Here is an 11,020-nt window from a genome sequence, read left to right on the forward strand (position 1 = left end):
GTCGGTTGACCCTAAAAAAAGCCAACGAGGGTCGGCAATGCCCCAAAAGGGTGCGATAGGACTCGAGCTCCGACACAACAAGAGCAAAACTGGAGGTTTGAATGAAATTACTGAAATCCACCCTGGCAGTCGTGACTGCAGCCGCAGTGCTCGGTGTCAGCGGGTTCGCTCAGGCGGGTGCAACCCTGGATGCCGTGCAGAAGAAAGGCTTTGTACAATGCGGCGTGAGCGACGGCCTTCCGGGTTTCTCGGTGCCTGATTCCACCGGCAAGATCGTCGGCATCGACGCTGACTTCTGCCGTGCCGTGGCCGCCGCGGTATTCGGCGACGCCACCAAGGTCAAGTTCAGCCAGTTGAACGCCAAGGAGCGTTTCACCGCTCTGCAATCCGGCGAAATCGACGTACTGTCGCGCAACTCCACCATGACCAGCTCCCGTGACGCGGGCATGGGCCTGAAATTCCCGGGCTTCATTACCTATTACGACGGCATCGGCTTCCTGGCCAACAACAAGCTGGGCGTCAAGAGCGCCAAGGAACTGGACGGCGCGACCATCTGCATCCAGGCCGGTACCACCACCGAGCTGAACGTGTCCGACTACTTCCGCGCCAATGGCCTGAAGTACACCCCGATCACCTTCGACACCTCCGATGAAAGCGCCAAGTCGCTGGAATCCGGTCGTTGCGACGTGCTGACCTCCGACAAGTCCCAACTGTTCGCCCAGCGCAGCAAGCTGGCCGCGCCGAAGGACTACGTGGTCCTGCCGGAAACCATTTCCAAGGAACCACTGGGCCCGGTCGTGCGTAACGGCGACGACGAGTGGCTGGCCATCGTACGTTGGACTGGCTACGCCCTGCTCAACGCGGAAGAGGCCGGCGTCACCTCGAAAAACGTCGAGGCTGAAGCCAAGTCCACCAAGAACCCTGACGTCGCTCGGATGCTGGGCGCCGACGGTGAATACGGCAAGGATCTGAAACTGCCGAAAGACTGGGTGGTGCAAATAGTCAAGCAGGTCGGTAACTACGGCGAAATGTTCGAGCGCAACCTGGGCAAGAGCACTCCGCTGGAAATCGACCGCGGCCTGAACGCTCTGTGGAACGCTGGCGGCATCCAATACGCACCACCAGTGCGCTGATGGTTCTATCACCCGGTGGGCCAACCACCGGGTGATGTTCTGTTCCATTCTTTGCGGGGCACTTCATGCAAAATTCAATCGGCGCACCTAAGCAGAGGCTCAGCCTCAGCGATCCACGAGTGCGTGCGTGGGTATTTCAGATCGTCACGATCGTGGCGGTCATTTCTCTGGGCTGGTATCTGTTCGATAACACGCAGACCAACCTCGAGCACCGGGGTATCACCTCCGGTTTCAGCTTTCTGGAGCGCAGTGCCGGGTTCGGCATCGCCCAACACCTGATCGATTACACCGAGGCGGACAGCTATGCCCGCGTCTTTGTCATCGGGTTGCTCAACACTTTGCTGGTGACGTTCATCGGCGTGATCCTGGCGACCATCCTGGGCTTCATCGTCGGCGTGGCGCGGCTGTCGCCCAACTGGATCATTGCCAAGCTGGCGACGGTCTACGTGGAGGTTTTCCGTAACATCCCGCCGCTGCTGCAGATCCTGTTCTGGTATTTCGCGGTGTTCCTGAGCATGCCGGGACCGCGCGCCGCCCATAACTTCGGCGATACCTTCTTCGTCAGCAGCCGGGGCCTGAACATGCCGGCCGCGCTGGTGGCCGAAGGGTTCTGGCCGTTCGTGATCAGCATCGTGCTGGCCATCGTCGCCATTGTGCTGATGTCTCGCTGGGCCACCAAGCGTTTCGAAGCCACTGGCGAGCCGTTCCACAAGTTCTGGGTCGGCCTGGCATTGTTCCTGGTGATCCCGGCTTTGAGCGCGCTGCTGTTCGGTGCGCCGGTGCACTGGGAAATGCCGGAACTCAAGGGCTTCAACTTCGTGGGCGGCTGGGTGCTGATCCCCGAACTGCTGGCCTTGACCCTGGCCTTGACCGTGTACACCGCGGCGTTCATCGCCGAGATCGTGCGTTCGGGCATCAAGTCGGTGAGCCACGGCCAGACCGAAGCCGCCCGCTCCCTGGGGCTGCGCAACGGTCCGACCCTGCGCAAGGTCATCATCCCGCAGGCGCTGCGCGTGATCATTCCGCCGCTGACCAGCCAATACCTGAACCTGGCGAAGAACTCTTCCCTGGCGGCCGGTATCGGTTATCCGGAAATGGTTTCGCTGTTTGCCGGTACGGTGTTGAACCAGACCGGCCAGGCCATCGAGGTGATCGCGATCACCATGAGCGTGTACCTGGCGATCAGTATCAGCATTTCCCTGCTGATGAACTGGTACAACAAGCGCATTGCGCTGATCGAGCGGTGAGGAAACGCGCATGACGACTCATACTTTCAAACCTGACATGCCGCCGCCGGCCAGCAGTATCGGCGTGGTGGCGTGGATGCGCGCCAACATGTTCTCCAGCTGGCTCAATACGCTGTTGACGCTGTTCGCGTTCTACCTGATCTACCTGATCGTGCCGCCCCTGGTGCAATGGGCGATCCTGGATGCCAACTGGGTCGGCACCACTCGCGCCGACTGCACCAAGGAAGGTGCCTGCTGGGTCTTCATCCAGCAGCGCTTCGGGCAGTTCATGTACGGCTACTACCCGGCGGACCTGCGCTGGCGCGTGGACCTCACCGTATGGCTGGCCGTGATCGGCGTGGCCCCGCTGTTCATCTCGCGCTTCCCGCGCAAGGCGATCTACGGCCTGAGCTTTTTGGTGCTGTACCCGATCACCGCCTGGTGCCTGCTGCACGGCGGCGTGTTCGGCCTGGACACCGTGGCGACCAGCCAATGGGGCGGCCTGATGCTGACCCTGGTGATCGCCACCGTCGGTATCGTCGGCGCCTTGCCGCTGGGGATCGTCCTGGCGCTGGGGCGTCGCTCGAACCTGCCGGCGATCCGCGTGGTCTGCGTGACGTTCATCGAGTTCTGGCGTGGCGTGCCGCTGATCACGGTGCTGTTCATGTCCTCGGTGATGCTGCCCTTGTTCCTGCCCGAAGGCATGAACTTCGACAAGCTGTTGCGGGCCCTGATCGGGGTGATCCTGTTCCAGTCGGCCTACATCGCCGAAGTGGTGCGTGGCGGCCTGCAAGCGATTCCCAAGGGACAGTACGAAGCGGCCGCGGCAATGGGCCTGGGCTACTGGCGCAGCATGGGCCTGGTGATCTTGCCGCAAGCCCTGAAGCTGGTGATTCCCGGCATCGTCAACACCTTCATCGCGCTGTTCAAGGACACGAGCCTGGTGATCATCATCGGCCTGTTCGACCTGCTCAACAGCGTGAAACAAGCTGCCGCCGACCCGAAATGGCTGGGCATGGCCACCGAAGGCTATGTGTTCGCCGCCCTGGTGTTCTGGATTTTCTGTTTTGGTATGTCGCGCTATTCCATGCATTTGGAACGCAAGCTCGACACAGGCCACAAGCGTTAGGAGTTAAGTGATGAGCGAAGCGATCAAACAGCCTGTGGGCCCTGAAGGCATTATTCAGATGCAGGGTGTAAACAAGTGGTACGGCCAGTTCCACGTGTTGAAAGACATCAACCTGAACGTCAAGCAGGGCGAGCGTATCGTCCTGTGCGGCCCATCGGGCTCGGGCAAGTCCACCACCATCCGCTGCCTCAACCGTCTGGAAGAGCACCAGCAGGGCCGCATCGTGGTCGACGGGGTGGAGCTGACCAACGACCTGAAGCAGATCGAAGCGATCCGCCGCGAAGTCGGCATGGTGTTCCAGCACTTCAACCTGTTCCCGCACCTGACCATCCTGCAGAACTGCACCCTGGCACCGATGTGGGTGCGCAAGATGCCCAAGCGCAAGGCCGAGGAAATCGCCATGCATTACCTGGAACGCGTGCGTATTCCAGAGCAGGCGCACAAGTACCCGGGCCAGCTTTCCGGTGGACAGCAGCAGCGTGTGGCCATCGCCCGTGCCTTGTGCATGAAGCCGAAAATCATGCTGTTCGACGAACCTACTTCGGCACTCGATCCCGAGATGGTGAAAGAGGTCCTGGACACCATGATCGGCTTGGCTGAAGACGGCATGACCATGCTCTGCGTGACCCACGAAATGGGCTTTGCCCGCACCGTGGCCAACCGCGTGATCTTCATGGACAAGGGCGAGATCGTCGAGCAGGCCGCGCCGAACGACTTCTTCGACAACCCGCAGAACGACCGCACCAAGCTGTTCCTGAGCCAGATCCTGCACTGATCCGGCCTTAGGCTTCGAAATAGACCCGGACTTGTCCGGGTCTGTTTTTTTCTGCGGCTGCAGCCCAGTGCCGCAGCGGGTCGGCAGGACCGCCTTGGGATCCGGCCGCTTGTCCTCCTCGACGAAGCTGACTAACATGTCAGGAAATTCGCCCCGCGACAGATGGACTGCCAGCGCAGTGGCCGTTGTTTTTTTCAACTGATCGGGCCAGTACGCCGCCGATGACCTGACCTTCGCGCTGCAACCTCAGTGCCGTTTTCCTCCTCTACATGTATCCGTGCTGCGCGCTGAAGTTCCTCGGCCGTCGAACAACAGGATCCGCAACAGGCCAGGGCCGTTGCCATCCATTGCTCAATGAATCTTGACCAGAATCCTGAACCAGAGCTTTCCATGTCCCGTGATCCGTTTGACCGTACCCCCTCGACGACACCCAGGCGCGCCGCCGAACTCGAAGAATTGCTGATCGACGCCGAGGCCGACGACGAACAGGCCCGGCAGGTCCAGCCACGGGTGCGTCGGCCCTGGTTGCTGTTGCTCGGATTGATCCTGGTGGCGCTGAACCTGCGTCCGGCATTGTCGAGCATGGCGCCGCTGCTCAGCGACGTGTCCAGGAGCCTTGGCCTGTCGGCCGCCCAGGCAGGTCTGCTGACCACGCTGCCGGTACTTTGCCTTGGCCTGTTCGCGCCGCTGGCGCCGGTGCTGGCCCGGCGCTTCGGTGCCGAACGCGTGGTGCTGGGGATCCTGCTGGTCCTGGCCGGCGGGATCGTCTTGCGCAGTTCGCTGGGGCAGGTCGGGCTCTTTGCCGGCAGCATCCTGGCCGGTGCCAGCATCGGCGTGATCGGCGTGTTGTTGCCGGGGATCGTCAAGCGCGATTTTGCCAGGCAGGCCGGGGCCATGACCGGTGTCTACACCATGGCGTTGTGCCTGGGCGCGGCAATGGCTGCCGGGGCGACCGTGCCGCTGAGCGAGCAGTTGAACCACAGTTGGGCCATGGGGCTGGGTTTCTGGATGCTGCCGGCGCTGCTGGCCGCGCTGTTCTGGCTGCCCCAAGTGGGCCAGAAACACGGAGCCCATCAAGTGGCGTATCGGGTTCGCGGTTTGCTGCGTGATCCGCTGGCCTGGCAGGTGACCTTGTACATGGGGCTGCAATCGTCCCTGGCCTATATCGTGTTCGGCTGGCTGCCGTCGATCCTTATCGGCCGTGGCCTGACGCCGACCCAGGCCGGGCTGGTGCTGTCCGGTTCGGTCATCGTCCAGCTGATCAGCTCGCTGGCCGCGCCCTGGCTGGCGACCCGCGGCAAGGACCAGCGGCTGGCCATCGTGCTCGTCATGGTCATGACCCTTGGCGGCCTGTTCGGTTGCCTCTACGCGCCTATCGAAGGCCTGTGGGGCTGGGCGATCCTGCTGGGGTTGGGGCAGGGCGCGACGTTCAGCCTGGCGCTGACCTTGATCGTGCTGCGTTCGCGGGACGCCCATGTGGCTGCGAATCTTTCCGGCATGGCCCAGGGTTTCGGCTATACGCTGGCATCGCTGGGGCCGTTCGCCGTGGGCGTGGTGCACGACTGGACGGGGGGCTGGCAAGCCCTGGGCTGGATTTTCGGCCTGATCGGCCTGGGGGCCATCATCGCCGGCATCGGCGCAGGCCGAGCGTTGTATGTCGGGGTCAGCAGCGAGAAAGTCACCGGCCTTCGCTGAAGCCATTTTCATGGCGAATGACGATAGTGTTCCGCACGACGACGGATTATTGTGCCGGCTCTACTGAAACGTTTTCGGAGCCTGTCCATGAGTGATGCCCACAACGCCCTGATCACCCGGTTCTACCAGGCCTTCCAGCGCCTGGACGCCGAGGCCATGAGCGCCTGCTATACCGAAGACGTGGTATTCAGCGACCCGGCCTTCGGTGAGTTGCGCGGGCGTGATGCGGGCGATATGTGGCGCATGCTCACCACCCGCGCCAAGGATTTCTCCCTGACCTTCGACAGCGTGCGCAGCGATGAGCGTTCCGGCGGTGCCCATTGGGTGGCGACTTACCTGTTCAGCCAGACCGGCAACACCGTGGTCAATGATATCCAGGCGCGCTTCGTATTCCGTGACGGCAAGATCTGCGAGCACCATGACAACTTCGATCTGTGGCGATGGTCCCGGCAGGCGCTGGGCACCAAGGGGGTGTTGCTGGGCTGGACGCCGCTGGTGCGCAACGCCGTCAGGGCCCAGGCCCTCAAGGGGCTGCGGGCATTCCAGGGCAGTCGCTGATAAGATCGCGGCTTGTTTCCTTCGTCCGTTGAACATGCCGTGACCAACGCCAACCTATCTGCCGATCCGCCTGTGCACGCCGCGAGCGAACCGCCCAAGCCCTGGTTCGTCTACTTGGTGCGGGCCGCCAACGGCTCGCTGTACTGCGGCATCAGCGATGACCCGGTGCGGCGTTTCGCCAAGCATCAAAGCGGCAAGGGCGCACGCTTCTTCCTTTCCAGCCCGGCGGTGGCGCTGGTGTACACCGAAGCTTGCCGCGACAAGGGCGAAGCCCTGCGCCAGGAACGGCTGATCAAGAAGCTGCGCAAAAGCGCCAAGGAATGCCTGGTGGCGAGTGCAGCGCGGTCTCATCAGCCAGACTGATAGGCCCTCATCAGCAGGGTAGGCCTGCCGTCCATGGCACGCTAAGCTGCGCAGCTTCCTCCCTGCAGTGGCGAATCTCATGTCAGAGCTGATTCTTCATCATTACCCGACATCTCCCTTTGCGGAAAAGGCCCGTCTGTTGCTGGGTTTCAAGGGGCTGTCCTGGCGTTCGGTAGGCATCCCACCGATGATGCCAAAACCCGACCTTACGGCCCTGACCGGCGGCTACCGCAAGACACCGGTGCTGCAGATCGGTGCGGATATCTACTGCGATACGGCGTTGATGGCACGTCGGCTGGAGCAGGAAAAGGCCTCTCCGGCGCTGTTTCCCGAAGGCAAGGAAATGATCGCCGCGTCCTTTGCGGCGTGGGCCGATTCGGTGGTGTTCCAGCACGCGGTAAGCCTGGTGTTCCAGCCGGAATCGGTGGCGGTGCGTTTCGCCAAGCTACCGCCCGAGGCGATCAAGGCTTTCATCGCCGACCGCGCCGGGCTGTTCAGTGGCGGCACGGCCACGCGCCTGGCGGCCGAGCAGGCCAAGCATCAATGGCCGACGATCATGGCTCGGCTCGAACAGCAGTTGCAGCGAGAAGAGGGGGATTTCCTGCTGGGAGAGCCATCCATCGCCGACTTCGCCATGGCTCATCCGCTGTGGTTCCTCAAGGGAACGCCGGTGACTTCGCCGTTGGTGGATGCTTACCCGGCGGTCTCGGCCTGGCTAGGGCGGGTGCTGGGGTTCGGCCATGGTGCGTCGAGCGAGATGAGTGCCCAGGAGGCGCTGGACATCGCCCGCGACTCGACACCGGCGGCGTTGCCGGACGAGGCGTTCGATGAGCCGAACGGCTTCAAGCTGGGCCAGCGAGTCACGATTGCGGCCACCGACTACGGCGTCGATCCGGTGGTTGGGGAGTTGCTGTTCGCTGGCAGCGAGGAGCTGATACTGCGCCGCGAGGATGAACGTCGCGCAGTGGTACATGTGCACTTTCCGCGGTTCGGGTTCCGCATCGGCGCGCAATGAGCCGACCTCATGGCGAACAGGTTCGCTCCCGCGCGGGTCGATGGCATGGGCCGGTCCCTTGAACCGCGTGGGAGCGCTTGGACTTCAGGTGCGGCGTTTCAACTGATCGGTCAGCGACGTGGGCAACCCCTTGATGATCAGTGTGCCGGCTTCTTCGTCATACTCGATCTTGGAGCCCAGCAGGTGCGCTTCGAAGCTGATGGACAAGCCTTCGGCCCGGCCGGTGAAGCGCCGGAACTGGTTGAGGGTACGTTTATCCGCCGGGATTTCCGGTGACAGGCCGTAGTCCTTGTTGCGGATATGATCGTAGAAGGCTTTCGGGCGATCCTCGTCGATCAGCTCGGACAGCTCTTCCAGGCCCATGGGTTCGCCGAGCTTGGCCTGGCTGCTGGCGTAATCCACCAGGGTCTTGGTCTTTTCCCGGGCATCGTCTTCAGGCAGGTCTTCACTTTCGACGAAGTCGCTGAAGGCCTTAAGCAGGGTGCGGGTCTCGCCGGGGCCGTCGACGCCCTCCTGGCAGCCGATGAAGTCGCGGAAGTACTCCGAGACCTTCTTGCCGTTCTTGCCCTTGATGAAGGAAATGTACTGCCGGGATTGCTTGTTGTTCTGCCACTCCGACACGTTGATCCGCGCCGCCAGGTGCAATTGGCCCAGGTCCAGGTGACGGGATGGCGTGACGTCCAGTTCATCGGTGACCGCAACGCCTTCGCTGTGGTGCAGCAGGGCGATTGCCAGGTAGTCGGTCATGCCCTGTTGGTAATGGGCGAACAAGACGTGGCCGCCCACCGACAGGTTGGACTCCTCCATCAGCTTCTGCAGGTGCTCCACCGCCACGCGACTGAACGCGGTGAAATCCTTGCCGCCGTCCAGGTACTCCTTCAGCCAGCCGCTGAAAGGATGGGCGCCGGATTCGGCATGGAAGAACCCCCAGGCCTTGCCTTGCTTGGCGTTGTAGCTCTCGTTGAGGTCGGCAAGCATGTTCTCGATGGCCGTGGACTCTGCCAGCTCGGAGTCTCGGGCGTGGAGCACTGCGGGGGTGCCGTCGGGTTTTTTGTCGATCAGGTGGACAATGCAATGACGGATCGGCATGGGCTTCTCGGCTGTTGAAAAGAGGGGAGGGCGTGCTCCCCGAAAAAGCCGCAGTGTACCGCAACCATTGGTTTTGGCGTGCTGTGAAGGTCCTTTCAGACCCATCCGACACGCCATATGCATTTTTTTACCGATTTAGCTCAATAAAGCTGACCAAATGGGTAGCTAAAGGCGGATATTTCAGAGGCGTTGTGCTAGTTTTGCCCGGTCTTACGCGAAGGCACTGCGTTAAGCGTGCATTCAGCATTTGTCAGGTCGAACCAAACCCGGATTTCGGCATCTATTACCCCGACCCGTCGTGGTAATGATCGAGGGCGCCTGATCCGAGAAATCGGGCTCGATGGCTGACATTGCACTCTGCAATCCATATGAATTTGATAGGGAAGGAACACTACATGGCTCTTACTAAAGACCAACTGATCGCTGACGTTGCTGAAGCTATCGACGCGCCGAAAACCACCGCGCGTAATGCTCTGGACCAGTTGGCCCAAATCGTTGCCGACCAACTGGAAAACGGCAGCGAAATCACCTTGCCAGGTATCGGCAAGCTGAAAGTCACCGAGCGTCCTGCCCGTACTGGCCGCAACCCTTCGACTGGCGCCGCCATCGAAATCGCTGCCAAGAAAGTCGTCAAGTTCGTTCCAGCCAAAGTGCTGACCGACGGCATCAACAAGTAAGATCGAGCTTGAAAAAAAACCGTGCCGCGGAGCGATCCGGGCACGGTTTTTTGTTGCCTTGGATAAAGTGGCCTGTGGCGGGGGATGCATCTGCGCTGGGGCGTGCAACGCTCCCGGAGACTGGGCCGATTCAGCCCTTGCGGGCCCAGTGCGCCTGACGCCAGGCTTGTTGCTGGGCTTCGGTGTGGAAGGTCCAGGCCACGAAGCGGCTCTGTTTCTGCCCCTGGGACATCTCCACCACCTGGCTGTGGACCGCGCCGGCCTTGTTCAGCGCGGACTGAATCGCCGGCAGGTTCGAGGCCTTCGACACCAGGGTACTGAACCACAAAACCTGCGAGGCCACTTGCACGCTTTCGCCGATCAGTTGCGTCACGAAGCGCGCCTCCCCCCCTTCGCACCACAGTTCCGCGGCCTGGCCGCCGAAATTCAGCACCGGCAGCTTGCGTTTCGGATCGGCCTTGCCCAAGGCGCGCCATTTGCGCTGGCTGCCCCGGGTGGCTTCTTCCAGGGACGCATGGAAGGGCGGGTTGCACATGGTCAGGTCGAACCGCTCGGCATCGTCCAGCAGCCCCAGGAGGATCTGTTTGGGATTGGCTTGCTGGCGCAACTGGATCGCCTTGTTCAAGCCATTGGACTGGATGATGGCCTTGGCCGAGGCGAGGGCGGTCGGGTCGATGTCCGAGCCCAGGAAATGCCAGCGATAATCGCTATGGCCGATCAGCGGATACACGCAGTTGGCGCCGGTGCCGATGTCCAGCACTTTTACTGCCGCACCCCGTGGGATCTCACCGTCGTTGTGGCTGGCCAGCAGATCGGCCAGGAAGTGCACATAGTCCGCGCGACCTGGTACCGGAGGGCACAGGTAGTCCGCCGGAATGTCCCAGTGGGCGATACCATAGAAGGCCTTGAGCAGCGCCCGGTTGAAGACTCGCACGGCCTCTGGGCTGGCGAAATCGATGCTTTCCTTGCCATACGGGTTGATGATCACGAACCTGGCCAGTTCCGGCGTGCTCTTGATCAGCGCCGGGAAGTCGTAGCGGCCCTGGTGGCGATTGCGCGGGTGCAGGCTGGCCTTCTCCCGTGGCGCCACGGGCTTGGCCTGCGGGGCAGTCTTGGGCTTTGGACGGGCGGGTTTGGATGTGCGAGGGGCGGTCATGGGCGGGTCGGTTCGGGGATGGCTCATAAAGTGACGGGCATTGTCCCACATCCAGCCTGGTCTTGATGACGGTACCGTTCAAATGCGGACGTGAGCTTGTTCGCGATGGCGGCGCACCATCCAGCATTGATGCAGGCTGATCCAACGCTATCGCGATCAAACGCGCTCCCACAGGAAGTGTTCAGCCTGAGCAAGAACGTGCCA

The 11,020-nt window shown here is 61.9% G+C and carries 11 protein-coding genes; 9 read left to right on the top strand and 2 right to left on the bottom strand.

The window, feature by feature from the left end; genetic code table 11:
• Window positions 1-101: 101 nt before the first annotated feature.
• From BT179_RS21110 to BT179_RS21145, 8 genes are all read left to right on the top strand, one after another.
• Window positions 102-1,133, top strand: coding sequence for an amino acid ABC transporter substrate-binding protein (locus tag BT179_RS21110; protein WP_072397138.1), 1,032 nt, complete (start codon window positions 102-104; stop codon window positions 1,131-1,133).
• A 65-nt stretch (window positions 1,134-1,198) separates the two neighbouring features.
• A complete protein-coding gene (locus BT179_RS21115; protein ID WP_072397140.1) occupies window positions 1,199-2,380 on the top strand; it encodes an amino acid ABC transporter permease in 1,182 nt (393 codons plus the stop codon).
• Window positions 2,381-2,390: 10 nt separating this feature from the next.
• Window positions 2,391-3,488 carry an amino acid ABC transporter permease gene (locus BT179_RS21120; protein ID WP_072397142.1) on the top strand — a complete coding sequence of 366 codons (1,098 nt, stop codon included), beginning with the start codon at window positions 2,391-2,393 and terminating at the stop codon, window positions 3,486-3,488.
• Between the two features lie 10 nt (window positions 3,489-3,498).
• Window positions 3,499-4,263 (top strand): amino acid ABC transporter ATP-binding protein, encoded by a 765-nt coding sequence (locus tag BT179_RS21125; protein WP_072397144.1) that lies wholly within the window; start codon window positions 3,499-3,501, stop codon window positions 4,261-4,263.
• A gap of 390 nt (window positions 4,264-4,653) precedes the next feature.
• Window positions 4,654-5,958: a CynX/NimT family MFS transporter gene (locus tag BT179_RS21130; RefSeq protein WP_072397146.1), complete on the top strand. Its 1,305-nt coding sequence runs from the start codon at window positions 4,654-4,656 to the stop codon at window positions 5,956-5,958.
• 87 nt (window positions 5,959-6,045) lie between these two features.
• Window positions 6,046-6,516 carry a nuclear transport factor 2 family protein gene (locus tag BT179_RS21135; RefSeq protein ID WP_072397148.1) on the top strand — a complete coding sequence of 157 codons (471 nt, stop codon included), beginning with the start codon at window positions 6,046-6,048 and terminating at the stop codon, window positions 6,514-6,516.
• Window positions 6,517-6,555: 39 nt separating this feature from the next.
• A complete protein-coding gene (locus tag BT179_RS21140; protein ID WP_072397150.1) occupies window positions 6,556-6,879 on the top strand; it encodes a GIY-YIG nuclease family protein in 324 nt (107 codons plus the stop codon).
• A gap of 79 nt (window positions 6,880-6,958) precedes the next feature.
• Window positions 6,959-7,894 (top strand): glutathione S-transferase family protein, encoded by a 936-nt coding sequence (locus BT179_RS21145; protein ID WP_072397152.1) that lies wholly within the window; start codon window positions 6,959-6,961, stop codon window positions 7,892-7,894.
• 84 nt (window positions 7,895-7,978) lie between these two features.
• Here BT179_RS21145 and yejK read toward each other — a convergent pair whose 3' ends face one another.
• Entirely contained in the window at window positions 7,979-8,983 is a 1,005-nt protein-coding gene (yejK, locus tag BT179_RS21150; protein WP_072397154.1) for a nucleoid-associated protein YejK, read from the bottom strand.
• 395 nt (window positions 8,984-9,378) lie between these two features.
• Between yejK and BT179_RS21155 the strand changes: the two genes are divergently transcribed.
• Window positions 9,379-9,660: an HU family DNA-binding protein gene (locus tag BT179_RS21155; RefSeq protein ID WP_072397156.1), complete on the top strand. Its 282-nt coding sequence runs from the start codon at window positions 9,379-9,381 to the stop codon at window positions 9,658-9,660.
• Between the two features lie 130 nt (window positions 9,661-9,790).
• On the opposite strand, the gene rlmF is transcribed toward BT179_RS21155, so the two are convergent.
• Window positions 9,791-10,816 (bottom strand): 23S rRNA (adenine(1618)-N(6))-methyltransferase RlmF, encoded by a 1,026-nt coding sequence (gene rlmF / locus BT179_RS21160; protein WP_072397215.1) that lies wholly within the window; start codon window positions 10,814-10,816, stop codon window positions 9,791-9,793.
• Window positions 10,817-11,020: the final 204 nt, after the last annotated feature.

The sequence above is a fragment of the Pseudomonas sp. NFACC43 genome (assembly GCF_900119645.1).
Lineage (GTDB): Bacteria > Pseudomonadota > Gammaproteobacteria > Pseudomonadales > Pseudomonadaceae > Aquipseudomonas.

What these genes read in the sequence shown, in the direction of transcription:
- BT179_RS21155 (WP_072397156.1), top strand. Translation starts at nt 9,379, where the DNA reads ATGGCTCTTACTAAAGACCAACTGATCGCTGACGTTGCTGAAGCTATC.
- BT179_RS21145 (WP_072397152.1), top strand. Translation starts at nt 6,959, where the DNA reads ATGTCAGAGCTGATTCTTCATCATTACCCGACATCTCCCTTTGCGGAA.
- BT179_RS21115 (WP_072397140.1), top strand. Translation starts at nt 1,199, where the DNA reads ATGCAAAATTCAATCGGCGCACCTAAGCAGAGGCTCAGCCTCAGCGAT.
- BT179_RS21135 (WP_072397148.1), top strand. Translation starts at nt 6,046, where the DNA reads ATGAGTGATGCCCACAACGCCCTGATCACCCGGTTCTACCAGGCCTTC.
- BT179_RS21120 (WP_072397142.1), top strand. Translation starts at nt 2,391, where the DNA reads ATGACGACTCATACTTTCAAACCTGACATGCCGCCGCCGGCCAGCAGT.
- rlmF (WP_072397215.1), bottom strand. Translation starts at nt 10,816, where the DNA reads ATGACCGCCCCTCGCACATCCAAACCCGCCCGTCCAAAGCCCAAGACT.
- BT179_RS21130 (WP_072397146.1), top strand. Translation starts at nt 4,654, where the DNA reads ATGTCCCGTGATCCGTTTGACCGTACCCCCTCGACGACACCCAGGCGC.
- BT179_RS21125 (WP_072397144.1), top strand. Translation starts at nt 3,499, where the DNA reads ATGAGCGAAGCGATCAAACAGCCTGTGGGCCCTGAAGGCATTATTCAG.
- yejK (WP_072397154.1), bottom strand. Translation starts at nt 8,983, where the DNA reads ATGCCGATCCGTCATTGCATTGTCCACCTGATCGACAAAAAACCCGAC.
- BT179_RS21110 (WP_072397138.1), top strand. Translation starts at nt 102, where the DNA reads ATGAAATTACTGAAATCCACCCTGGCAGTCGTGACTGCAGCCGCAGTG.